Annotated in this window: 29 protein-coding genes; 8 read left to right on the forward strand and 21 right to left on the reverse strand. The window is 72.2% G+C overall.

Annotation, left to right across the window (positions count from 1 at the left end; genetic code table 11):
- Positions 1-11 precede the first annotated feature (11 nt).
- The 5 genes from AC1U89_RS21045 to AC1U89_RS21065 all read right to left on the reverse strand — a co-directional run bounded on the left by AC1U89_RS21045 (position 12) and on the right by AC1U89_RS21065 (position 6690).
- Positions 12-938, reverse strand: a complete 927-nt coding sequence (locus AC1U89_RS21045; protein WP_479901586.1) for a DnaJ C-terminal domain-containing protein — start codon at positions 936-938, stop codon at positions 12-14.
- 85 nt (positions 939-1023) lie between these two features.
- The gene (locus AC1U89_RS21050; protein ID WP_479901587.1) at positions 1024-4827 is read right to left on the reverse strand and encodes a baseplate multidomain protein megatron; all 3804 of its coding nucleotides are present in this window, start codon (positions 4825-4827) and stop codon (positions 1024-1026) included.
- A gap of 12 nt (positions 4828-4839) precedes the next feature.
- On the reverse strand, positions 4840-5283 hold the full coding sequence (locus AC1U89_RS21055) for an NlpC/P60 family protein (protein WP_479901588.1): 444 nt from the start codon (positions 5281-5283) through the stop codon (positions 4840-4842).
- 124 nt (positions 5284-5407) lie between these two features.
- Positions 5408-6058 carry a baseplate hub domain-containing protein gene (locus AC1U89_RS21060; protein ID WP_479901589.1) on the reverse strand — a complete coding sequence of 217 codons (651 nt, stop codon included), beginning with the start codon at positions 6056-6058 and terminating at the stop codon, positions 5408-5410.
- Positions 6058-6690 (reverse strand): phage distal tail protein, Rcc01695 family, encoded by a 633-nt coding sequence (locus AC1U89_RS21065; protein WP_479901590.1) that lies wholly within the window; start codon positions 6688-6690, stop codon positions 6058-6060. Before AC1U89_RS21065 ends, AC1U89_RS21060 begins: the two co-directional genes overlap by 1 nt.
- 62 nt (positions 6691-6752) lie before the next feature.
- On the opposite strand from AC1U89_RS21065, the gene AC1U89_RS21070 reads away from it, so the two are divergent.
- The 4 genes from AC1U89_RS21070 to AC1U89_RS21085 all read left to right on the forward strand — a co-directional run bounded on the left by AC1U89_RS21070 (position 6753) and on the right by AC1U89_RS21085 (position 8781).
- Positions 6753-7271 carry a hypothetical protein gene (locus tag AC1U89_RS21070; RefSeq protein WP_479901591.1) on the forward strand — a complete coding sequence of 173 codons (519 nt, stop codon included), beginning with the start codon at positions 6753-6755 and terminating at the stop codon, positions 7269-7271.
- An 88-nt stretch (positions 7272-7359) separates the two neighbouring features.
- Positions 7360-7899, forward strand: coding sequence for a hypothetical protein (locus AC1U89_RS21075; RefSeq protein ID WP_479901592.1), 540 nt, complete (start codon positions 7360-7362; stop codon positions 7897-7899).
- Between the two features lie 65 nt (positions 7900-7964).
- Positions 7965-8423 carry a DUF805 domain-containing protein gene (locus AC1U89_RS21080; protein WP_479901593.1) on the forward strand — a complete coding sequence of 153 codons (459 nt, stop codon included), beginning with the start codon at positions 7965-7967 and terminating at the stop codon, positions 8421-8423.
- A 64-nt stretch (positions 8424-8487) separates the two neighbouring features.
- Positions 8488-8781: a GIY-YIG nuclease family protein gene (locus AC1U89_RS21085; protein WP_479901594.1), complete on the forward strand. Its 294-nt coding sequence runs from the start codon at positions 8488-8490 to the stop codon at positions 8779-8781.
- A gap of 146 nt (positions 8782-8927) precedes the next feature.
- Here the strand turns inward: AC1U89_RS21085 and AC1U89_RS21090 are convergent, their stop codons facing one another.
- From AC1U89_RS21090 to AC1U89_RS21120, 7 genes are all read right to left on the reverse strand, one after another.
- The gene (locus AC1U89_RS21090) at positions 8928-9467 is read right to left on the reverse strand and encodes a phage tail tape measure protein (RefSeq protein WP_479901595.1); all 540 of its coding nucleotides are present in this window, start codon (positions 9465-9467) and stop codon (positions 8928-8930) included.
- Positions 9464-9661 carry a phage tail assembly chaperone gene (locus tag AC1U89_RS21095; RefSeq protein WP_479901596.1) on the reverse strand — a complete coding sequence of 66 codons (198 nt, stop codon included), beginning with the start codon at positions 9659-9661 and terminating at the stop codon, positions 9464-9466. Before AC1U89_RS21095 ends, AC1U89_RS21090 begins: the two co-directional genes overlap by 4 nt.
- Positions 9658-9948 (reverse strand): GTA-gp10 family protein, encoded by a 291-nt coding sequence (locus AC1U89_RS21100; RefSeq protein WP_479901597.1) that lies wholly within the window; start codon positions 9946-9948, stop codon positions 9658-9660. The genes AC1U89_RS21095 and AC1U89_RS21100 overlap by 4 nt, the downstream gene beginning before the upstream one ends.
- Positions 9949-10115: 167 nt before the next feature.
- Complete coding sequence (locus AC1U89_RS21105) at positions 10116-10532, reverse strand: phage major tail protein, TP901-1 family (protein ID WP_479901598.1); 417 nt, start codon at positions 10530-10532, stop codon at positions 10116-10118.
- 173 nt (positions 10533-10705) lie between these two features.
- On the reverse strand, positions 10706-11122 hold the full coding sequence (locus tag AC1U89_RS21110; protein ID WP_479901599.1) for a DUF3168 domain-containing protein: 417 nt from the start codon (positions 11120-11122) through the stop codon (positions 10706-10708).
- Complete coding sequence (locus AC1U89_RS21115) at positions 11119-11388, reverse strand: head-tail connector protein (protein WP_479901600.1); 270 nt, start codon at positions 11386-11388, stop codon at positions 11119-11121. The genes AC1U89_RS21110 and AC1U89_RS21115 overlap by 4 nt, the downstream gene beginning before the upstream one ends.
- Positions 11389-11541: 153 nt before the next feature.
- Complete coding sequence (locus tag AC1U89_RS21120; RefSeq protein ID WP_479901601.1) at positions 11542-12768, reverse strand: phage major capsid protein; 1227 nt, start codon at positions 12766-12768, stop codon at positions 11542-11544.
- 112 nt (positions 12769-12880) lie between these two features.
- On the opposite strand from AC1U89_RS21120, the gene AC1U89_RS21125 reads away from it, so the two are divergent.
- A complete protein-coding gene (locus AC1U89_RS21125) occupies positions 12881-13321 on the forward strand; it encodes a hypothetical protein (protein WP_479901602.1) in 441 nt (146 codons plus the stop codon).
- A 21-nt stretch (positions 13322-13342) separates the two neighbouring features.
- On the opposite strand, the gene AC1U89_RS21130 is transcribed toward AC1U89_RS21125, so the two are convergent.
- The 5 genes from AC1U89_RS21130 to AC1U89_RS21150 all read right to left on the reverse strand — a co-directional run bounded on the left by AC1U89_RS21130 (position 13343) and on the right by AC1U89_RS21150 (position 16214).
- On the reverse strand, positions 13343-13549 hold the full coding sequence (locus AC1U89_RS21130) for a hypothetical protein (protein ID WP_479901603.1): 207 nt from the start codon (positions 13547-13549) through the stop codon (positions 13343-13345).
- Positions 13550-13553: 4 nt separating this feature from the next.
- Entirely contained in the window at positions 13554-14042 is a 489-nt protein-coding gene (locus AC1U89_RS21135; RefSeq protein WP_479901604.1) for a hypothetical protein, read from the reverse strand.
- 51 nt (positions 14043-14093) lie between these two features.
- Entirely contained in the window at positions 14094-14525 is a 432-nt protein-coding gene (locus AC1U89_RS21140) for an HK97 family phage prohead protease (RefSeq protein WP_479901605.1), read from the reverse strand.
- A gap of 118 nt (positions 14526-14643) precedes the next feature.
- The gene (locus AC1U89_RS21145) at positions 14644-14886 is read right to left on the reverse strand and encodes a hypothetical protein (protein ID WP_479901606.1); all 243 of its coding nucleotides are present in this window, start codon (positions 14884-14886) and stop codon (positions 14644-14646) included.
- A 149-nt stretch (positions 14887-15035) separates the two neighbouring features.
- Entirely contained in the window at positions 15036-16214 is a 1179-nt protein-coding gene (locus AC1U89_RS21150; RefSeq protein WP_479901607.1) for a phage portal protein, read from the reverse strand.
- A 90-nt stretch (positions 16215-16304) separates the two neighbouring features.
- On the opposite strand from AC1U89_RS21150, the gene AC1U89_RS21155 reads away from it, so the two are divergent.
- Positions 16305-16769 (forward strand): endonuclease domain-containing protein, encoded by a 465-nt coding sequence (locus AC1U89_RS21155; RefSeq protein ID WP_479901608.1) that lies wholly within the window; start codon positions 16305-16307, stop codon positions 16767-16769.
- 5 nt (positions 16770-16774) lie between these two features.
- Here AC1U89_RS21155 and AC1U89_RS21160 read toward each other — a convergent pair whose 3' ends face one another.
- From AC1U89_RS21160 to AC1U89_RS21170, 3 genes are all read right to left on the reverse strand, one after another.
- Positions 16775-17962 (reverse strand): DNA-packaging protein, encoded by a 1188-nt coding sequence (locus tag AC1U89_RS21160; RefSeq protein WP_479901609.1) that lies wholly within the window; start codon positions 17960-17962, stop codon positions 16775-16777.
- Positions 17910-18407 (reverse strand): hypothetical protein, encoded by a 498-nt coding sequence (locus tag AC1U89_RS21165; RefSeq protein WP_479901610.1) that lies wholly within the window; start codon positions 18405-18407, stop codon positions 17910-17912. The genes AC1U89_RS21160 and AC1U89_RS21165 overlap by 53 nt, the downstream gene beginning before the upstream one ends.
- Positions 18408-18842: 435 nt before the next feature.
- Entirely contained in the window at positions 18843-19130 is a 288-nt protein-coding gene (locus AC1U89_RS21170) for a hypothetical protein (protein ID WP_479901611.1), read from the reverse strand.
- A 303-nt stretch (positions 19131-19433) separates the two neighbouring features.
- Between AC1U89_RS21170 and AC1U89_RS21175 the strand changes: the two genes are divergently transcribed.
- Together AC1U89_RS21175 and AC1U89_RS21180 are read left to right on the forward strand one after the other, a co-directional pair.
- Complete coding sequence (locus AC1U89_RS21175; RefSeq protein ID WP_156035634.1) at positions 19434-19517, forward strand: hypothetical protein; 84 nt, start codon at positions 19434-19436, stop codon at positions 19515-19517.
- Between the two features lie 127 nt (positions 19518-19644).
- Positions 19645-20718, forward strand: coding sequence for a 3-deoxy-7-phosphoheptulonate synthase (locus tag AC1U89_RS21180; RefSeq protein ID WP_479901615.1), 1074 nt, complete (start codon positions 19645-19647; stop codon positions 20716-20718).
- Here AC1U89_RS21180 and AC1U89_RS21185 read toward each other — a convergent pair.
- A partial coding sequence (locus tag AC1U89_RS21185; protein WP_479901612.1) for a hypothetical protein occupies positions 20715-21000 on the reverse strand: 286 nt, incomplete at its 5' end. The genes AC1U89_RS21180 and AC1U89_RS21185 overlap by 4 nt on opposite strands.

Below are 21000 nucleotides of genomic sequence, written 5' to 3' on the forward strand. Positions count from 1 at the left end.
AGAGAGTGAGATTACCGCCGCTTCGGCGCGTAAGGCCGCTTCTCGCGCCAGGTCTCCGCGAACTTCTCCAGCTCGGCGTCCGGCGCGTCGGGCAACGTCACCACCAGCCGCGCGAACAGGTCGCCGCGGTGGCCCTTGGCGTCGGACAGGCCTCGGCCCTTCAGCCGCAGCTTGGCGCCGCTGTTGGAGCCCTTGGGGACGGTCAGGGTCACCGGGCCGTCGGGCGTGGGGGCCTCGACCTTGCCGCCCAGCACCGCGTCGGGGACGGTGATCGGCAGGTCCATGACCAGGGCGCCGTTCTCGGGGCGGTAGATGGGGTGCGGCTTGATCGCCAGCTCGATCAGGGCGTCGCCCTGCCCGCCCCGGCCCGGGCTGCCCTGCCCCTTCAGGCGCAGGGTCTGGCCTTCCTGGGCGCCGGCCGGGATGGTGACGTCGATCGTGCGGCCGTCCGAGAAGGCCACGCGCTTCTTGCCGCCCTTGATCGCCTCTTCCAGGTCGATGTCGAGCCGGGCGCGCACGTCGGCGCCCTTGGGCGAGAAGCCGCCGCGCTCGCCGCCGCCGAACCCGCCGCGGTTGCGGCCCAGGATGTCGCCGAACAGGTCGTTGAGGTCGATCTCCGGCCCCTCGCCGCCCATGCCGCCGCGCGCGCGGCCGCCGAAGCCGGCCCCGAACGGGTTGCCGCCGCCGCCGCCGAAGCCGCCACGCATGGTCTCCCGGCCGTCGGCGTCGATCTCGCCGGCGTCGAACTTCTTGCGCTTGTCGGCGTCGCCCAGGATGTCGAAGGCGGCGCTGACCTGCTTGAACTTCTCCTCCGACTTCTTGTCGCCCTTGTTGGCGTCGGGGTGATGCTGCTTGGCGAGCTTGTGGAACGCCTTGCGGATTTCCGCCGCGCTCGCGGTGCGGGAAACGCCAAGCTCCAGATAGGGGTCGCGCGCCAAGGAGGCTCCTCACTTCGGTTCGATAAGGCTGAACGCCTCAATTAGGCCGTTCGGCGCGGCGTGCAAGCATTATGTTGCATTAATATCACAGCAAGGTTCGCGACACGGCGCCCCAGCCGAACAGGGCCGAGCCCTGGGCGACCCTGACAGCCAGGGCCCCGGTCGGTCCAGAGGGGAAATCGGCGGCGCGCTGGGCGGCGGTGTAGGTGAAGGCCGGCGTGACGGTTTCGGCGGTGCGGACCACGGTCTCGCCGTCCATCACCTCGACGCGATAGACCTCGCGCTCCTCGCCCAGCGGGACCTCGGCGTCCCAGCCGTCGCCGGCCAGGCGGGCGCGGCGGATCCAGGTGACGACGGCGTCACCGCCCTGGGGCCGGACCTTCAGGCGGGCCGGCGACCAGGGGCGGGCCGACAGGCCGCGCCAGGTCTCGAGCGTCTGGCTCATCGCCGGCCCCGAGGCTGGACCGCCGGCCGGGGCGGCGCGCCAGGTCAGGGGCAGGCCGCGCTCGGCGGCGACAAGGTCGGCGCGGACCAGGGCCTCGTCCAGCACCACCACGGCCGCTCCCGCCGGGGTCAGGGTCGCCATGGCCGGATCGCTGCCGGCCTGGCCGCGCAGCAGGCCCGACAGGGTCCAGACGTCGTCGGCCACGGGCTCGGCGGTCAGGAACTGCAGCACCTCCCATTCCCCGCCCGCCCCGCGCACGGCCAGGGCGTTGGCGCCGGCCAGCACGGCCGAGCGGTCGCGGCTGATCGGGGCCGCGCCCTCCAGCCGCACGGTCAGGCGCGTGGCGCGGTCGAAGCGGTGCAACGGGCCGGCCGGCAGGTCCGACAGGGTGACGCCCACCGTCGCGGGGACGGCGGCGGTGGCGCGGACGCCCAGGGCCTCGACCCCGACGCCGGCGTGGACGTCGAACGACCGCCAGGGCGAGGCGGCCACGGCGACCAGCGGCCGCTCGTCGGCCTGGCCCCCCAAGCTTTGAAAAGAGGGCAGGTCCAGCACGTGCAGCACCGGCGGCCCGGCCACCGCGCGCGGCGCGGCGGGCGACCAGTCGAGGTCGCCGCCTACGCGGACGGGATCGACCACCGGGGCCAGCCGGGCGCGGGGATGCTCGTCGAGGTCGACGCGGGTCACCCGCCAGGTCGCGCCGTCCAGATCGAGGCGGTCGCCGGGCTCCAGGCGCAGGGCGGCCAGAGGCGACAGATGGGCGGTGACCTCGCGCGGGTCGGCGGCGGCCAGCAGGCGCTCGGCCACGGCCCGGGCGTCGGCGGCGGCCAGCACCAGCGGGGCGTCGAGGTCGGCGCTCCCCTCCCCCGACTCTGGCCCGTCGTCGCGGCGCACCACCACCGAACCGGTCTGGTAGTCGCGGGCGGCGTCGATGAAGCGCAGGCGCAGGGCCTGGACCGGGGCGGTCATGGCGCGGGTCTCGACCACCGGCGCCTCGCGGTCCTCGGGCCAGGCCAGGTCGTCGTCGCCGAGGGCCAGGGCCGCCACGCCCGAGCGCGCCGCCAGCACGACCTCGTCGCCGCGCTCGACCGGGTCCAGGGCGAAGGCCTCCAGCAGTGGCGCCAGGGCGTCGCGCAGCCGCATCGGCCGGTCCACCACATAGCCGACGATCGACCCGCCGGCCTCGCCGGGATCGACCTCCACGCCGGCCCGGTCGGCCAGGGCCGCGATCAACTCCGGCAGCGGAGCGATCCCCGAGCGGCCGTTCAGCCAGTGGCCCAGGGTCCAGTTGGGACCGTCGGCCCAGACGGCGCTCCGGGCCGGGAAATCGGGGAACGGCCGGGCGTCCCAGCACCAGGCGGCCGCGTCGGCGATCATCGGCCCGCCATAGACCGGCGAGACCGGATTGGCGGCCGGGTCGGCCAGCTGGGCCAGCACCGCCTCCAGCGCCCGCCGCTGGCCGACCTCGTCGCGGCTCCCGTCCGAGAACGGCGGCAGGGCGCTCTCGGCGCTCTTGGCGTCGACGAACAGGTTCGGGGCGTTGGCGCCCTTGTCGACCGCGCCGCAGCCGAACTCGACCAGCCGCAGCGGCTTGGACTTCGGGACCCAGGCCGTCGGCGTCGCCGAGCGAACGCCCCCCGGACGGTTGAAGTGCTGGCGGCCCCACCAGTTGGCCAGGTCCTTGGGCCGGAACACCCAGGGCTCGGCATAGGCGCCGTCGGTGATCGGGGTGCGGACCTGGGCCGCCCGCGCGGCGTCCGAGGCGTAGAACCAGTCGAAGCCTTCGCCGCCCGCGAGGTTGGCGCGCAGGTAGTCGAGGTCGTGCGGCCCGCCCTCCCCGGCATCCAGGTGCGTGTCGCCGTCGCGCCAGTCGGCCATCGGCGGATAGAAGTCGATCCCGACGAAATCGATGTTGGCGTCGCTCCACAGCGGGTCGAGGTGGAAGTGGACGTCGCCGGACCCGTCGGGCGGCTGGTGCCCGAAATACTCGCTCCAGTCGGCGGCGTAGCCCAGCTTCGTCCCTGGTCCCAGCAGGCTCCGCACCTGGCCGGCCAGGCTCTTCAGGGCCGTCACCGCCGGATAGGACGAGGCCCCGTCGCGCACCGTGGTCAGGCCGCGCAGCTCCGAGCCCAGGATGAAGCCGTCCACCCCGCCCGCCAGCTGGGCCAGCTTGGCGTAGTGCAGCAACATGCGCCGCAGGCCCCAGTCGCCGGCCGGACCGCCGTAGGTCGGCAGGCCGTCGGCCGCCCCGAACTGCGCCGCCGTGGCCGCGCCGAAGAACGCCCCGACCTGCGCGCTCGCGGCGGCGGTCTTGTCCGGTGAGCCCGGACGCCCGGCGGCAGGGTGGCAGGTGATCCGCCCGCGCCACGGATAGGCGCCCTGAGCGGCCCCGCCGTACGGATCGGGCAGCGTGTTGCCGGCCGGCACGTCCATCAGCACGAACGGATACAGCGTCACCCTCAGCCCGCGCCGTTTCAGCTCGGCGATGGCCTGCAGCACCGCCCGGTCGGCCGGGGTGCCGCCATAGGCCGGGCCGCCCCCGCTGCTTGAGACGACCGCCGCCGCAGCGCGGTCGACGCCGTTCACGCGCCAGTCGAAGGGGATCGTCGCCTTGGCCGTCGTCTCGACCTTGGGCCGGATCGTGCACGACCCGCAGCGCAGGTCGTCGCCGAACCAGGCGACCACCAGCGTCACCTCCTCGACGTTCGGCAGCTGGGCCTGCAGCTGGTCCAGCGACACAACCAGGTCGGGCCGGCCCTCGCCGTTGTTGACGGTCTCGGCCGTCGTCCGGGTCAGGCCGTCGCGGCGCAGGACCGCGTCCGTGGCGTAGACGAACTCGCCCGCGCCGGGGATCAGGCACACGCCCTTCAGTCTTTCCTCCAGACCCGCTGGCGCGCCGCTGGCGCGCGGCCGGTGGAAGACTTCAAAGGAAAGCTGCGGCGGGCGATTGCCGTAGGCGCCCAACGGCAGGTCCTCGAACACCACATAGGCCGTGCCGCGATAGGCCGGCGCCTCGCCCTCCACCGCCGCGATCAGCGGGTCGGGCGCCTGGTCCTCGCCGCCCGTGTGGACGCGCAGGACCACCCCGGCCATGTCCATCAGCTTGCCGTCGGCCCAGACCCGCCCGATCCCGTCGATCGGGCCTTCGCAGACGGCCACGGCGAACGACAGGCTGTAGGCGGCGCTGGTGGTGCGCGGGCCCTTGCTTCCGCCCGTGCGGCCCTCGACCCAGCGTTCCTTGAACCGCGCCGCCCAGATCACCTGGCCGGCCACGCGGGCCCGGCCAAACACCGCCGCCATCGGCGCGCCCTCGGCGGCGCCCGACAGCCGCAGCTCCGGGATGCGCGGCCCGACCTGGCGGGCGGGGGTCAGGGCGTTGATCGCCGCGCCGGCGACCAGGCCGACGGCGGCCTTGCCGGCGGCGGAAAGGATGACCTGGGCCATGTTCGAAGTCCTTCAGGTTTCCGGAAAGGCGAAGGCCGCGACCAGCCGCTCGCGCCACCAGCGGCCCAGCCAGCTCTCGACGCAGGCGCGGCCCCAGTAGGCGTGGATCATGCGGTCGTCGGCCGAGCGGATCGCGCAGTGCTTGGCGGGAGCGCCGGGGGCCATGCGGAACAGCAGCACGTCGCCCGGGCGGGCGGCGACGGGGTCCAGCGGGACCAGCCGGCGTTCCAGCGCCTCACGCAGCAGCTCGCGGCCGCCCAGCTCGGCCCAGTCAGGACGGTAGGGCGGCGGGGCCTCGGGCTCGGCGCCGTGCAGGGCCCGCCAGACGCCGCGCACCAGCCCCAAGCAGTCGCAGCCGACGCCGCGCAGGGAGGCCTGGTGCTGGTAGGGGGTGCCGAGCCATCGGCGGGCTTCGGTCAGAGCGCGCTCACGGTCGGAGTCAGAGGCGGCTACCACTTGCCCCCTACGKACCGCTTCGCGGTCGCCTTCCCCCGGAGGGGGAAGATGCGCCGGCGCCGGCATCCGCCCCCTGCGGGGGCGGACAGGCGGCGAAGCCGCCAGGTGGGGGCAAGTGATCGCCTCACCGCCGCCCGCCGTCATTGCGCTCCCCCTCGTTGGGATACAGCGTCAGGAAGTCCTCGCCCGGCGCCGTCGGGAATCCCCGGAAGTTCAGCCCGTTGCCGAACACGCCCTGGCACGTCGCCCAGCGCTTGTCGCAAGCCGCCCCCGGGAACGCCGCGACATCCACCCCGCACCGCGCGTCGCCGAACGCCGCGTCGCACGAGCGGCCGAAGGTGCGGCCGGCCACCCGGTCCAGCGCCGCCAGCGGCCCCTCCAGGCTCAGGGTGAAAGCCCCGCCCTCGGCCTTGGCGGCCGCCACGCGGGCCGACCACAGCGGGACCGACAGGGCCGGCGCGGACCAGTCGACCACGCGGCAGTCCACCCGCGCCCCGTCATAGAGCCCGGCCAGGAGGTCGGCCTCGCTCAGGGCCGCATCGTCGAAGCCGCCCACCGCCGCGGCCTGGCCGGGCGCGAAGCCGGCCGCCGTCTCGGACGCCCCGGCGGTCCAGCCGCTGGCCGCCCGGCAGGTCACGCCCTCGACTACCAGGTCGCGGTCGTGGTCGGTAAAGCCCAGCACCGCGCCGTCGGCCCGGGTCAGGATCCAGGCGTGGCAGAGCGACGCCGCGCCGCTCTCCAGCCGCGCGGCCAGGTCGGTCGGGACGGCGCGCATCAGACCCGCACCTCGACCAGGGCCACGGCGCCCACCCGGGCGGCGTTGAAGCTTTCCAGGGTCACGTCGATCCGGTCGCCGTCGAAGCGCACGGGCGTGTCGAACTCGAAGCCGGCCGTCACCGTCGCCCCCGCCGCCGGAGCGGTCGTCAGGGTCACCAGGCCCGTCGCCGTGTCGACCGCGAAGGCCCCGCCCCCCAGGACCACGCCCGCCACCGCCAGCTTGACCGTGCCGGCCACCGGCTTGGCGATGGCGCGGATCACCGCCGTCTCGCCGGTCCCGTAGGTCTTGCACAGCGGGAAGATCCGGCGCGCCCCGTCGCCGATCCCGATCGCCTGGTCGGTCGCGGCCGGCGTCGCCGAGGGCGCGCACGACTTGCAGTCGGCCGGGTCACGGAAGCGGAAGCCGTGCAGCCGCCCGCGCCGCGCCTCGAAGAAGGCGACCAGCTCGGCCGCGTCGTCCAGCGGCCGCGTCGCCGTGCCGATCAGGTAGCGCCGCCGCCCCTGGGTCCAGGGGCTGGAGCGCCGCTCGAAGCCCGAGGCCAGGGTCGTCACCTGGGTGCGCCGCTCGACGCCGCCGGTGCAGCCGAAAGCCAGGCGCGCGGGCAGGCGCGCCTCGTGGAACGCGGTCATGCGCCGCCTCCTTGCATGTGAGTGAACATTCACTTATGGTCGCCGCATCGGAGGGGCGGACCATGGATTTCTCGAAGCTGTTGCTGGACCCGCGCGGCGCCGTCGGACGCAAGACGTTCGCCGACGGCCTGACGGCGCTGGCGGCGATCGCCGTCCTCGCCCTGGCGATCTTCGGGGCGCTGACCCTGTGGTGGCCGGTCGGCGATCTGGCGGCGGCCGCGACGCCGCTGTTGGGTACGTCGCTGCTGGTGGCCGCGATCATCGAGGCGGTCCTCGACAAGGACGCCTCGCCCCTGCTGATCCCGGCCGTCCTGCTCGCCTGCGCCCGCCTCTACGCGCTGGCGTGCCTGTGCCTGAAGCGCCTGAGGGACGCCGGGCGCGGCCCGCTCTCGCTGATCGTCGTGAGCGCGGTGAGCCTGGCCTTCCACGTGCAGATGGGCCGGTGGGCCTACACGCTGTGGGCCTCGGAGATGGGGACGCTCTTCCCGCCCCTGATCGACGTCGTGTTCAACCTGCTGCTCTGGACCGCCTTCTTCATCTGGCTCGTCGCCAGCCGTCCGCGCCAGCCCCGCCCTGCCTGACCCAAGCCCGCCCGACCTCGGGCGATAGTGTCGCCGTATGTGAGTGAATATTCACCCTTTGAACCGAAAACCCTGGAGGAACCCGTCGATGCGTGCGTTGTCCCTGCTGTTCGATCCCCGCGGCGTGATTGACCGCCGCACCTTCTGGAGCGGCCTGCTGCAGCTGACGGTGCTGGGCCTGGCGGTCTGGCTGGGCCTGACGCGGCTGGGCGTGGAGGGCTCGCCGGCCGCGATCCCGGTGATCGGCGAGGCCTTCCTGGTGGGGGGCGCGGCCAGCCACGCCTACGGCGCGGTCGCGGCCGACGTGCCGCTGGTCTCGGCGGTCCTGATCGTGGCCGCCCGCCTCTACGCCGCCGCCTGCCTGGTGCTGAAGCGCTCGCGCCACGCCGGCCAGGGCCGCACCCCGCTGATCGCCTTCGGCCTGATCGTGCTGCTGATCCATGGGCTGATGGGACTGTGGGCCTATGACCTGTTCGACGACGGCATGGCGGTGATCACCCCGATCCTGGCCGACATGGCGGCCAGCGCCCTGGCCTGGGCGATCTTCCTGGGCTGGATCGGCAGCCTGGGGCCGACGCCCACCTTCCCGCGGGGCTTCGCGGCGACCCAGGTTAAACCCGCGTCATGACTTGCAATTCACTTAAACCGCGAGCCCGCTGCTCCTAATCTCGCTTCAGGATTTGGGAGCTGGAAATGGACTGGAAATCGCTGTTCTTCTCTGCCGAGGGCCGCATCGGCCGGCAGGCGTTCTGGATCGGCTGGCTGGTGTTGCTGGGCGTCCAGATGTTGGCCGGGTGGATCCCGGTGGTCGGCCACGCGCTGGGGCTGATCGCCCTGTTCGCCTGGGTGTGCCTGTGCACCAAGCGCCTGCACGACATGGGCCGCAGCGGCTGGTGGCAGGCGCCGGCCCTGGCCCTGGGCCCGGTGCTGATCGTCGGCTCGGCCCTGTGGATCGGCTTCGGCGCGGCCGTCGCCGCCCTCACCGGCGGCGAGCCCGAACTGGCCGCCCTGGCCGGGGTCGGGGTCCTGCTGGTCAGCGTCGCCGTCGCCTTCATCTCGATGATCGCCTTCACCCTGTGGGTGGGCGTCGCCGAGGGCGAGCCGGTCGACAACCGGTATGGCCAGCCGCCGCTGACGGCGGTGGTGGTCTAGGACGAAAACCGAAACCCTGATTTTTCAAGCTTTCCCCATCGCTTCGGCGGTGGGGAAATGCCGTATGGCCTTCTACTGCTACATCGTCGCCAGCCAGCGGAACGGTACGCTCTATATCGGCTCCACCGACGATCTGTCGCGCCGGATCGAAGAGCATCGCGAACACATTCGCGACGGCTTCACGGCGAAATATCACTGCACGATCCTGGTCTGGTACGAGGTCTTCGAGACCCGTGACGGCGCGTTTCAGCGCGAGCGGCGGATCAAGGAATGGCGTCGCTCCTGGAAGCTCATGCTGATCGAGGCCGACAATCCGACCTGGCGGGACCTGTTCCCTGACCTGAACCCCAACGCCTGAATTCCCCATAATCCGCTCATCCCGGCGAATGCCGGGACCCAGATGGAATGGCTTTGAGGTGGGTTCCTCAAGCTCAGAGCTGATCCAGCCCGACACACCGCCATAGGATCTGGGTCCCGGCATTCGCCGGGATGAGCGGATCAAAATCATAGCCCTCTCGCCCCCAGGCTCACCGCGCGGGCCAGGGCCTGGGCCAGCTGGGCGTCGGAGCGGGCCAGGGACGCGGTGTCGGCGCCCTGGACGTTGACGGTGACGCTGACCCCGGCCGCCCCGGCCGGCGCGATCGTCCCGCCGCTGGCCGGCTGGAACAGCTCGGGCCCGCGCTCGCCCACCAGATAGGCCCCGCCGGCCGCCACCGGGCCGCCGTCGGCCCTTGCTCCAGAGAATTGGGCTCCTGAGAAGGCCGAGCCCAGGGCGCCGGCCAGGGCATGGACCAGGCCGCCGCCCCCGGAAGTCCCGGCCGACATCGCGTCGATCACCGCCCGCGCCAGTTCGCCCAGGCTGACCTTGCCGTCGGCGGCCGCGTGGGCCAGCGAGCGGACGAGGCCCGCGCCGGCCTTGGCGAAGGCCTCGTCAATGCTGCGGGCGGCCTGCTCGGCCGGGGCGCGCAACGCGGCCAGGGCGGCGGCGGCCTCGGCGGCGCGGGCGGGGATGGCGTCCAGGCCATCTGGGTCGAAGTCGCTCATTGGGGTTCCTCGTCGGGGAAGCGGGCGATCAGGGCGTCCAGGGCCGCGCGGGCCAGGACCGGGGCGGCGGGCGTCTCCGTCACGGCGCGCCACTCGGCCAGGGACAGCCGCCAGAACGCCTCGGGCGGGATGCTCAGCTGCAACCCGGCCAGGCGCAGGGCGTCGCGCCAATGGGGCGTCATGGGGGGCGTCATGTGGCGGCCGCCAGGGCGGCGGCCACGGCCGCGACKGCTTCGGGGATGGCGACCGGGGCGGCGTCCAGCACGGCCGGATCCTCGCCGCCGCCCTCCAGCAGGGCCGCAAGCACGGCGGTCAGCTCGGTCGCCGACAGCCGCGCGAACCGTTCGGGCAAGGCGCTCCAGTCCTGCAAGCCCAGGGCCGCCTCGATGCGGGCCAGGGCGCCCAGGGTCAGGCACAGGCGGCGGGGTGCCCCGGCCAGGGGGACGAGGACCTCGCCTCGGGCGGGGTTGGGGGTGTGCATCCCAAATACCTTTCGGATAATTTTGATCCGCTCATCCCGGCGAATGCCGGGACCCAGATCCCTTAGCGGTGTGGCTGATTGGAAGAGCTCGGAGCTCATGGCGTCAGCCTCAAAGCCATTCCATCTGGGTCCCGGCATTCGCCGGGATGAGCGGCTTCTGATGAGCCTCAGATCGCCGTGAACGTCACCGCCCCGGCCGAGGCCAGGGACAGGGCGAACGCGGCCTCGCCGTCGTGGTCGCCGGCGTATTCCAGGGCGGCCACCAGGAACGGCCCCTCCAGCTGGACGAAGTCGGGGATCACCAGGCGCCACACCCGCGCCGTCTGGGCGAAGAAGCTGTCGCGGACCAGGGCGTCGGACGCCGCGTCGCGGAACACGCCGGCGCCCGAGACGGCGACCGAGCGCACGCCCGCCCCGGCCAGCAGCTCGCGCCAGCGGCCGGCGCTGTCGCCGTCGGTGGCGTCGATGGTCTGGGCGTTGAGGCTGATCGTGCGGGCCCGCAGGCCGGCCACGGTGGTGAAGGTCGGCGTCGGGGCGCCGTCGCTGATCTTCAGCAGGATGTCTTTGCCGGCTTGGGCGGCCATGGGAGGATCTCCGGGTTGCGGGGTTTGTGGCGATCACTTGCCCCCTACGGACCGCTACGCGGTCGTCTTCCCCCACAGGGGGAAGAGGCTTCGCGCTTTCGGCCTCCTCCCCCTATGGGGGCGGACAGACGGCGAAGCCGTCAGGTGGGGGCAAGGGGGTGAGCTGCTGTCGTTCAGACGGTCTCGGTCACCGCCCGCACCCGCAGCACGCCCAGCGACAGCTCGCGGTCGGCGGCGCGGAAGACGTCGGCATAGGTGACGCGCAGGGTGACCAGGCGGCGGCCGGTCACGACGAGCGGCGCATTGTGCAGGGCCGCGCGGACGGCGGCGGTGACGGCGCGGGCCTCCTCCGGACCGCCGAACCGGCTGGCGCAGGTGACGGTCAGCAGGTGCTCCAGGCCATCCGCGTCCGGTCCGAACGGCCGGCTTTCCTGGCGGCTGAGGCTGACGCACGGATAGGTCGGCCGGCGCGGCGCATCGACGTGGACGCGGCCCTCGACCAGGGCCGAGACGGCGGGCGCGGCCTTCAGGGCCTCGACCAGGGCGGCGGCGATCGCCGCGTCGGGGCCATTATTCAGAGGGCCGCTCACAGCCGGGCCTCGCGGTACGGGGCCAGCCAGGCCTCGACCAGGCCGGGCGGCGGTTCGCTCCCGTCGCGGTGCTCGTAGGCGTGGGCGACCAGCAGCAGCACGGCCAGGCGCAGCGGCGCGGGGCTGGCGGGCGCCAGGACCAGGCCCGTGGCGGCGGCGACGCGCGCCTCGGCGGCGTCGATCAGCAGCCCGACCAGGGCGTCCTCCGTGGCGTCGGCCACGCGCAGGAAGCCCTTGGCCTCGGCCAGGGTGATGGAGAGGGGCATGAGATTTTCCGTGGAAAGAGGGACTTGCCCCCACCTGACCGCTGCGCGGTCTGTCCGCCCCCATAGGGGGCGGAGGACGCGCGCCTCCAGCCTCCGCCCCCTATGGGGGCGGACAGGCGACGAAGTCGCCAGGTGGGGGCAAGTGGGACGGGACTACGACACCGCGAACTTCAGCAGCTTGATCGCGTCGAAGTTCTGCACCCCGCCGCCGACCCGCTTGGTGGTGTAGAACAGCACGTGCGGCTTGGCCGAGTACGGGTCGCGCAGCACGCGGACGCCGGCGCGGTCGACGATCAGGTAGCCCTTCTCGAAGTCGCCGAACGCGATGGCCATGGCGTTGGCCGCCACGTCGGGCATGGCCTCGATCTCGGTGACCGGATAGCCCAGCAGGCTGGCCGACTGGCCCGGCTGCAGGGCCGCGTTCCAGATGTAGTTGCCCTGGGCGTCCTTGAACTTGCGCACGGCGCTCACCGTGCGGCGGTTCAGCACGAAGCGGCCGTTCTGGCGGTACTGGGTCTTGGTGGCGTAGATCAGGTCGATCAGCTTGTCGGTCGGGTTGCTGGCCGGCCAGGCGCCGGCGACGCCGGTGGCCAGGTAGCCGACCTGGCCCCAGGTGTAGCTGGCGTCCGGCGCGGCGGTGTAGGCCAGCAGGCCCTTGGGCTTGTTGACCCCGTCGCCGCTGATGAACGCCGAGGTCTCCTGGGCGGCGAAGGCGTCCTGCACCTCCTCGGCCAGCCACTCGTCGATGTTGACATAGGCGTCGTCGAGCAGGGCCTGGGTGGCGGCCGGGCTGGCGTAGAGCTCGCCGGCCGGGAAGTCGATCACGTCCAGGGTCGGGGCCGTGGTCTCCGGACGCGCCGCGGTCTCGGCCACCCAGCTGGCGGCCAGGCCGGCGGTCGAGACGGGCTTGCGGAACGTGCCGGCTCCGATGGTGCGCACCTGGCAGATGTCGCGCATCGGGCTCGCCGCCGCGAGACGGCGCAGGATCTGCCGCTCCAGTTCGGCCGGGGCCACATAGCCGCCGGCCGTGGCCACGCCTTCCGACAGGCCCTTGGCTTCCAGGAGGAGGCCGGGGGTCTCGCCGGTCTTGATGTAGCGGTCGAAGGCGGCCTTGCGCTCGTCCACACGCGCCAGCGGCGCGTCACCGCCGATGGAAGGGCGCCGGGCGTCGCTCAGCACGCGGTCCAGCCGCGCCTGGGCGCTGGAGACGGCCTCGTCGATGCGGGCGACCTTCTCCTCCAGCAGCACGTCGGCGCGCTTGGTCTCCAGCGCCGCCAGGCGCTGGTCGTTGGCGGCCTTGAAGCCCTCGAACGCGGCCAGCACCTCGTGCAGCGCCGCCCGGGCCTCGGGCGAGGCCGCGGCCTGTTTGGTTTCCTTCATGGGGATCTCCGGTTTTGAAGAAAGGTCCCTCCGCCTTCGCCCCGGAGGACGGGCGGAAGGGGCTCGAACGCGCGGTCTTCTAGGACCCGCGTTGGAACGCTATCGTCGGCGCATGCCTTGCTTGACCTGCACCGCCTGCGGCCGACCGCTGACCCGCGACTGCCGCTGGGGGGCGCCGGCCGAGCATGACGTGACGGTGGTCGATCGCGCCCCGACCGTCCCGGTCGGCGCCCTCGTCCGCCTGCTCGAGGAAAGCAGCACCCCGGTCACCCAGCACGGCGAGGTGATCCGGATCCATGTCTTCTCGCCGGCCGGCGCGATCGCCGCCCATCCGGACGACGTCCTGCCGGACGCCTTGCTGCCGCACGGGCGGGACAATGGTTGCTGCGGTTCCGACGGCATGGACGGCCCCAACCGCGCCTGCGTCTGCGGCGCCGTCGTCGCGACGGAATGGAGCGATTGCTGGACCCAGGCCGAGGTGCGCTTCCTGCCCGACGCGGTCGGCGAGAACGCCGACAGTCCTCCGGTCGCGGTCGATCTCCAGGAACCGTGAGCCGCGCGGCCGGCCGTCGTTTCAGGCGGCGGTGAGAACGGCCAGGCCGACCGCGCCGGCGGCCAGCACCAGCCCGCACGCCCAGGCCAGCAGCCTGAAGCCGCGCCGAAGCCCGGGGTTCGCCGCCCGCGTCCCGATCAGGGCGAAGACCAGAACGACCGCGACCAGGGCCAGCGGCAGGACGCCGAGGGCGGCCGCGAAGCCGGGCTGGTCGCTGAAATCCTGCACGTCGCTAGGGCCGCGCCGCCTGGGCCAGGTCGACCTCGCGATAGGTCGACAGGCGTTCGAAATGCAGGTCGCAGATCTCGGCTTCGGGCGAGACCATCAGCCGTATCCGGGTCTGGGCCGGCTCGTCGTGCCAGATCACCAGCCGAAAGAACACCTGGTCGCTGATCCTCAGCGGCCGGCCATGGTCGCTCTGCAGCTGGTCCAGCGTCGCGCCGCAGGCCTTGAAGGGCACGCGCAACATGACCAGCGACAGGCCCTTGTCGTCGTAATAGTAGCTCGTCCGGACGGCCTGGCCGTTCAGCGTGTATTGGCCGGCCGACCGCACCTGGCCCATCGACAGCACCGCGCCGCGCTTGACCGACTTGGTCCCGGGCATCGCCGCCTCGACCTGGGCGGGCGTCATGTCCCATTCGGTGGCCGCCCAGCCGGCGCGGGCCKCGGCCGGAAGGGCCGCCAGGACCAGGGCGGTCAAGATCGTCCAGATCCGTGTCATCGAAGCGTCCCCCGGCTGTCCGGGCAAGCTAGACCACGGCGCGGCGCCGGGCTAGCCGACCTCCGGCCGCGCGACCTTCAACCGCGCCCCCGGCAGCATCGGGAAGGTCACGATCGACACCTCCCACAGCTCCACCGCCGTCAGCACCCGCAGCCGCCCTGTCTCGTCGGGGCGGGCCTTCACGGCGCGGAAGCCGATGGAGAGGCCATCCAGGGCGCCGGCCTCGACCAGGGCGGCCACCAGGCGGCCGCGGGCCGTGGTGCGCAGAATCCGTCCACGGACGAACAGCCCCTGGGCGTCCTCGGCGATCTCGTCCCAGACCCCGATCGGCTCGGCGTCGTCGTGCTGGTGCAGCATCTTCACCCCGGCCGGGCCGGTGCGGGCCAGGCTGGCGGCGAAGGCCCCAGCGGCCGTGACGTCGTCGTTGAGGTCGCGGGTCCAGAACAGGCTGGCGTGGCCTTCGATTTCTAGGGCTTCGGACATTGAGGCTCCTGTGCGGTGAGCACTTGCCCCCTACGGACCGCTTCGCGGTCGCCTTCCCCCACAGGGGGAAGATGGGCGGACAGACGGCCTAGCCGTCAGGTGGGGGCAAGGGGGTGAGCTACTGCTGATCCAGCTTGCTCTCGATCCGGGCCAGCGAGGCCCGCGTGGCGTCGGCCTGGGCCTCCAGGCGGGCCAGGCGCTCGGCGACGGGAGCCTGGGCGTCGAGGCGCTGGCGCAGGTCGTCGATGCGGGCCGAGGCGCGGCCGGCCCACATCAGGGCGGCGGCGGCCTGCAGGGCCACGGCCACCAGCAGGCCGACCGAGACCTGGCGGTCCAGCCGCCAGCGTTGAGATGATGTCATGGGGGTCTCCGGTGCGGTGAACACTTGCCCCCTACGGACCGCTACGCGGTCGTCTTCCCCCACAGGGGGAAGAGGGCTCGGCGAGAAGCCTCCGCCCCCTATGGGGGCGGACAGACGGCGAAGCCGTCAGGTGGGGGCAAGTCGGTGAGCTACCCCTCCAACCCCGCCAACCGTCTCCGCTCCGCGTCCGTCAGGAAACTCGCCCCCTCCAGCCGCGCCCACAGCGCGTCGCGCTCGGCCGACAGCGCCGGCACGGCGTCCAGGTCGCAGGCCACCCGCGCGCCGGGGAACTTGGGCTCGAGCCACACCGACAGCGCCCGCGCCGCGCGCTCGGCCAGGGGGACGACGGTGTGCCGCCAGAACGCCCCGTTGGCCTCGCGGTAGTTGGCGTAGGTGTTGTCGCCGGGCACGCCCAGCAGCTGGGGCGGCACGCCGAAGGCCAGGGCGATCTCGCGGGCGGCGGCGTGCTTGCCCTCGACGAAGTCCATGTCGGCGGGCGTCAGCGACATCGGCCGCCAGTCCAGCCCGCCTTCCAGCAGCAGCGGTCGGCCGGCGTTGGCGGTCCCGGCGTGGGCGTCGCTGAGCTCGGCCTTCAGCCGCTCGAACTGCTCGGCGCTGAGCCGGTCGCCGGCCTCGCGGCTGGCGTAGACCAGGGCCCCGGACGGCCGGGCCGAATTGTCGAGCAGGGCCTTGTTCCAGGCGCCCGAGGCGTTGTGCACGTCGATGGCGAAGGCCGCCGCCTCCAGCGGGCTGAAGCCGTAGTGGTCGTCGGTCGGGTTGAACAGCCGCAGGTGCAGCACCGGCAGCCAGCCCGAGGCGTCGCGGCCGATCCGGGCGGTGCGGCCGGCGGCCTGGTAGTCGTAGGCCAGCGGCCAGCCGCGGGGACCGGGCACCACGGTCATGCGGTCGGGCCGCAAGGCGTAGAGCTCGGTGGGGGCGTCGTCGTTTCCGGCCGCCTCGAGATAACCGTTCCCCGCCACCTGCAGGTGCCCGAAGAACGCCTCCATCAGGTCGGCCCCGCCCTGTTCGGGATTGGGGGCCTGGAGCAGCCGGCGCAGCGGATGGTCGTCGGCGCGCTTGCCGCCGACGAAGACGGTGAGCGGCACGGCMGCGGCGGCCTCGGCGATCATCCGCACGCAGCGATAGGCGATCGGGTTCTTGCCGAAGCCCTCCGACGCCAGGGCCGCGTAGTCGCGCGGCGTCCACCGGGGCCGGCCCGCCGTGGTCAGGGCGATCAGCCGCGCGGCGCGGGAGTCCTTGGCCTCGGGCGGGCGGGGTTTGAACAGGGGCATGGGACCTCGCGGAGGTTGAGAACGAAACGGGAACATGTTATGGGTGAGCGACGGAAAGGTCGGATCAACAGTCCCTCCCCCTGTGGGGGAGGTGGCCCGGAGGGCCGGTGGGGGGAGTGGATCGACATGAAGGAACCCAAGGCTTTCATCGCCCGGGCCAGAGCCCTGCGGAGGGATGCGTCCCTCCCCGAACGGCTTCTTTGGTCGGCCCTACGGGGCTCGAAACTCGATGGGCTCAGATTTCGCCGGCAGCACCCCCTCGGCCCCTATGTTTTCGACTTCTTCTGCCCGGCGGCCCGCCTCGCGGTCGAGGTCGACGGCGAGGGCCATGAACGAGGCGACCAGCCGGCGCGGGACGTCATCCGCGACGCCTGGATGCTGGAACGGGGTGTCAGGACGCTGAGGATACCGGCGCGATGGGTGGTCGACGACGTCGACAGAGCGGTCGAGGCGATCCGAGCGGATATTCAGATCCACTCCCCCCTCCGGCCCTCCGGGCCACCTCCCCCATTGGGGGAGGGGCTCTGGTTCCACCACCCTCCCCCTGTGGGGGAGGTGTCGGCGAAGCCGACGGAGGGGGGAGTGTCCTGAACCCCTCACAACACCGACAACCGCGGCCGCCGCCCCACGCCCAGCATCAGCTCGCTCACCGCCCAGACCAGCGCATCCGCCCGGTCCGGGCTGTGGTCCAGCGCGCCGGAGCCCAGGGCCATCAGCTCCTCCTCCAGGCCGACGAACGCCCCGCAGTGGACGACCCGGCCCTGCTCGTACAGGGCCGCCACCGGCTCGGCCCTCGCCCGCTTGCCGGTCGAGGCCTTGACCAGTTTCACCGGGCACGGCGGCGCCGCCTGGGCCAGGACCGCGCGGACCATGTCGCCGCCCTGGTTGGCCTCGGCCACCAGGGCGTCGGCCGACCAGGCGACGGCGGCCTCGACCGCCCGCCGCGCCCAGGCGTTGGGCGACAGGCCGCGCGCGGTGCGGTCCTCGAGCACGAAGGCCCGACCGTCAAAACGCCCGCACACAACGATCCCGCAGGCGTCGCCGCCCGCCGTGGCCGGCGGGTCCACGGCCACGACCACGCGCTCGAAGGCGGCCGGCGGCGCGCCCCGGCAGCGGGCCAGGTCCTCGGCGCGGAAGAGGCCGCCCTCGCCCTCGACGATCAGCCCGTCCAGTTCCTGGGCGGCCAGGCGCGTGCCGCCGTAGAGGCTGTGCAGGGTCGACAGGAAGGCCGGCGCCAGGTGATCGGCGTTGGCCGAGGTCGGGGCGCGGGTGTCGACCGTTCCCGGCTCGGCGATCAGATTGCGCAGGGCGCGGATCGGGCGCGGGGTGGTGGTGACCACCAGGCGCGGGTCGGTCCCCAGGCGCAGGCCGAAGCGCAGCATGGCCAGGGTCTCGGCGGGTTTCGGCCAGGCGCAGAACTCRTCGGCCCAGGCGGCGTGGAACTGGGGTCCGCGCAGGGCGTCGGGGTCCTCGGCCGAGAAGGCGTGGGCGACGGCGCCGTTATGGAACTCCAGACGTCGGCGGCTGGCCCGCCACGTGGGGCGCTCGCCGGGCGGGTAGAGGCTCTTGAGGCCCGAAGGGCCTTCGATCATCACCTCGCGCACGTCGTGGAAGGTGGGGCCGACGAGGGCGAGGCTGCCGTGGCGCTCGGCCTGGTCCTTGATCCAGGCGGCGCCGGCGAAGGTCTTGCCCGCGCCACGACCACCCAGGAACAGCCAGGTKGTCCAGGGGTCAGGCGGGGGAGTCTGATGCGGCTCCAGCACCGGCGGCAAGGCCGCTTTCACCGCCTCGAGCCGGGAGATGGGGGTCTCGACGATCGCGCCCCTTAGCTTCCCGCTGGGCTGCAAGAGCAGCCAGTCTTCGATCAATCTCGCGGTAGAGGGCCTCGACGCGTTCAGGGGTGCGACCGGTGTCGTCATCCATTTCCATCTCCTCGGGGGTTTCAGCGTCGTTCTCGTTGGCGGCGTCCGTGGCCGCCACGGCGGCGGCCGCCGCCTGCGCCGATGTCTTGGCGACCTCGGCCTCCAACTTCGCCAGGCCGGCGAGCATCTTCTGGCCCTGAGCGTAGAAGGCGCCGACGCGGCAGCCTTCCATCGACGCGCGCCCCCAGAGCTTCAGTTGCGCCTCGTCGCTGCGCTGGTCGGCGCTGGCGTCGATCTTCAGAACCAGATCGGTATAGCGTTCGGCGATCAGGTGGGCGGTCTTCGCCAGCACCGCTTCGAGCTTCATCTCGCTTCTCCCGGCCATGACACAAAGGTACGGGAGCAGCGACCGCCGCTGATAACTTAGGTCGAAAAAGTTTAGAGCGTTGATTTCGCTGGAGATCGATCGCTATCCGCCGAGCATCGACGACGCTCTATCCCCGTCAGGGGCGTTCGGCGCCCGTCCAGTTCGTCGGCGCGCCCCGGACCTACCCCCTTCCGTCATCCTCGGACTTGTTCCGAAGACCCCTGGTTCAACCGAGAAGAAGGGCGATCCTTGGAGCGGCGAGGTCGCGGCTCCTTCCCAAGCGGCAAACCCGCCGACAGAGGGGTCCTCGGAACAAGTCCGAGGATGACGGTTGAAAGGGGAGCTCGTCTCGTCGAAAGCCCGCCCGCTCGGATGAAGGTCTCGAGGAGCAGACGCTCCGGAGGTCTGCGAAGGGTGGTTAGCCTTGGCGGAACCCTACTCGACGTTACGCTCCAAGCGAGATCGCTCCCATTTTTCGACGCGTTTCATGACCGCCAGGACGAAAAGCAGGTTCACAAAGGCGGCGGGGAGCATGACAAATCCGGGGAAGCGTTCTGGGATCTTCAGAAAAAACGCCCCCGTTACCTGCGCGAGAAAKAGCAACACGAGTACGGAAACAAATACAGGCAATCTAATATTTTCAGAATTAACATAGGCGGTGGCGATAAAAACGACGGAGATGCATACAATTACAAATCCCCGCCCCTCCTGATCGAAGTGCACGAAGGCGGCGTATATCGGAAGCAAAAGTATAAAGGTTATCGCGCCGATTGCTCTCGGCCCAAGGCGATCACTTAAAGCCCTTAGCCAACCCATGCTGATCGCTCGCCCGTCTCTGAACCAAAGGCGACACGCGTCGCTACGATGCTAATCCTACACCGTCGACCGAGGAGTCCGCTATTGGGTCGAAGGCCGCCCGCCGCGACACCCGCCACGGGGCTCCGACAACACGAACCTGCAGCCCCCTCGGACTTCCAATCAGCCCCAGGACTCGACAGCCGCCCCGCCAGCCCCTACCTTGGGTCCATGATCCTCGCCGCCCAGCAACAGCTGTTTTGGTATTTTAGCTATCCGACGCCTCTGGCGCCGGGAGGGGATCGTTCGGCCTGAGATCAGGCTCCAAGAACACCTTTCACCAGCCGCCAGGGGTTCCCCGGGCGGCTTTTTTGATGGCCGCCGGACCTCCCCGATTTCCAGGAGTTACGCCGTGCCTTCCTCGACCGCCGCCGCCGCCAATATCGCCTCGATCCCGGTCCCGACCGACGACCTCAGGATCAAACAGCTCCAGACCCTCAGTCCGCCCGCCCAGGTGATCGGCGAGGCCCCCGCCAGCTCGTCGGTGGCCGAGGTGGTGGGCGAGGCCCGCGCCGCCGTCCACCGCATCCTGCACGGCCAGGACGACCGGCTGGTGGTGGTGATCGGGCCGTGCTCGATCCACGACCCCAAGGCGGCCCTCGACTACGCGCATCGCCTGGCGGCCGAGCGCGAGCGCCACGCCGGCGAGCTGGAGGTGATCATGCGGGTCTATTTCGAGAAGCCCCGCACCACGGTCGGCTGGAAGGGGCTGATCAACGACCCGGGCCTGGACGGCGGCTTCCGGATCAACGAGGGCCTGCGGCTGGCGCGGCGGGTGCTGCTGGACGTCAGCGCCCAGGGCCTGCCGGCGGCCTGCGAGTTCCTGGACGTGACCACGCCCCAGTACATCGCCGACCTGGTGGCCTGGGGCGCGATCGGGGCCCGCACCACCGAGAGCCAGATCCACCGCGAGATGGCCTCGGGCCTGTCGTGCCCGGTGGGCTTCAAGAACGGCACCAACGGCGACGTGAAGGTGGCCGTGGACGCGGTGACGGCGGCGGCCCAGCCGCACCATTTCCTGGCCGTGACCAAGGAGGGCCGCGCGGCCATCGCCACCACCACCGGCAACGAGGACAGCCACGTGGTGCTGCGCGGCGGCAAGACCCCCAACTACGACGCCGCCAGCGTCGCGGCGGCCGCCCAGGCGCTGGAGAAGGCCGGCCTGCCGGCGCGGCTGATGGTCGACGCCAGCCACGCCAACAGCGGCAAGAACCACGAGAACCAGCCGGCCGTGGTGGCCGACATCGCCGCCCAGGTGGCGACCGGCGCCGCGCCGATCATGGGCGTGATGATCGAGAGCAACCTGGTCGCCGGCCGCCAGGACATCGTCCCCGGCCAGCCCCTGGTCTACGGCCAGTCGGTGACCGACGCCTGCGTCGACTGGGAGACCTCGGTGCGGATGCTGGACGCCCTGGCGGCGGCGGTGAAGGCGGGTCGGGCGGCGAAGGCCGGCTAAAACGGTTTCACGCAGGTGACGCCCGCCCGGGCGTTCATGTCGTTGCCCATGCCGTCCACGTCGCCGGCGAGACGGGCCCGGCAGCCCTTGCTGGGCCGCCGCGACAGGAACGGCTCGGGATTCCTGGCGTAGCGGCCGGTCAGGTCCAGGTTCAGGCGCGGGTTGGCCGGGGCGGCGTCCGCCCAGCGCCGGGCCTCGCAGTCCTCGCGCTCGCGGCGGCTCAGGTCGGGCCGCGCGCAGCCGCCCAGGCCCCGCAGGACCGGTCGCGTCCCGGCCGCGACG

Source organism: Caulobacter sp. 05T431, from assembly GCF_056665975.1.

Coding starts and splice junctions, on each gene's coding strand:
- AC1U89_RS21050 (WP_479901587.1), bottom strand. CDS start 4,827: ATGGCCCAGGTCATCCTTTCCGCCGCCGGCAAGGCCGCCGTCGGCCTG.
- AC1U89_RS21060 (WP_479901589.1), bottom strand. CDS start 6,058: ATGCGCGCCGTCCCGACCGACCTGGCCGCGCGGCTGGAGAGCGGCGCG.
- AC1U89_RS21065 (WP_479901590.1), bottom strand. CDS start 6,690: ATGACCGCGTTCCACGAGGCGCGCCTGCCCGCGCGCCTGGCTTTCGGC.
- AC1U89_RS21070 (WP_479901591.1), top strand. CDS start 6,753: ATGGATTTCTCGAAGCTGTTGCTGGACCCGCGCGGCGCCGTCGGACGC.
- AC1U89_RS21075 (WP_479901592.1), top strand. CDS start 7,360: ATGCGTGCGTTGTCCCTGCTGTTCGATCCCCGCGGCGTGATTGACCGC.
- AC1U89_RS21080 (WP_479901593.1), top strand. CDS start 7,965: ATGGACTGGAAATCGCTGTTCTTCTCTGCCGAGGGCCGCATCGGCCGG.
- AC1U89_RS21085 (WP_479901594.1), top strand. CDS start 8,488: ATGGCCTTCTACTGCTACATCGTCGCCAGCCAGCGGAACGGTACGCTC.
- AC1U89_RS21090 (WP_479901595.1), bottom strand. CDS start 9,467: ATGAGCGACTTCGACCCAGATGGCCTGGACGCCATCCCCGCCCGCGCC.
- AC1U89_RS21095 (WP_479901596.1), bottom strand. CDS start 9,661: ATGACGCCCCCCATGACGCCCCATTGGCGCGACGCCCTGCGCCTGGCC.
- AC1U89_RS21105 (WP_479901598.1), bottom strand. CDS start 10,532: ATGGCCGCCCAAGCCGGCAAAGACATCCTGCTGAAGATCAGCGACGGC.
- AC1U89_RS21115 (WP_479901600.1), bottom strand. CDS start 11,388: ATGCCCCTCTCCATCACCCTGGCCGAGGCCAAGGGCTTCCTGCGCGTG.
- AC1U89_RS21120 (WP_479901601.1), bottom strand. CDS start 12,768: ATGAAGGAAACCAAACAGGCCGCGGCCTCGCCCGAGGCCCGGGCGGCG.
- AC1U89_RS21125 (WP_479901602.1), top strand. CDS start 12,881: ATGCCTTGCTTGACCTGCACCGCCTGCGGCCGACCGCTGACCCGCGAC.
- AC1U89_RS21140 (WP_479901605.1), bottom strand. CDS start 14,525: ATGTCCGAAGCCCTAGAAATCGAAGGCCACGCCAGCCTGTTCTGGACC.
- AC1U89_RS21145 (WP_479901606.1), bottom strand. CDS start 14,886: ATGACATCATCTCAACGCTGGCGGCTGGACCGCCAGGTCTCGGTCGGC.
- AC1U89_RS21155 (WP_479901608.1), top strand. CDS start 16,305: ATGAAGGAACCCAAGGCTTTCATCGCCCGGGCCAGAGCCCTGCGGAGG.
- AC1U89_RS21165 (WP_479901610.1), bottom strand. CDS start 18,407: ATGAAGCTCGAAGCGGTGCTGGCGAAGACCGCCCACCTGATCGCCGAA.
- AC1U89_RS21175 (WP_156035634.1), top strand. CDS start 19,434: ATGATCCTCGCCGCCCAGCAACAGCTGTTTTGGTATTTTAGCTATCCG.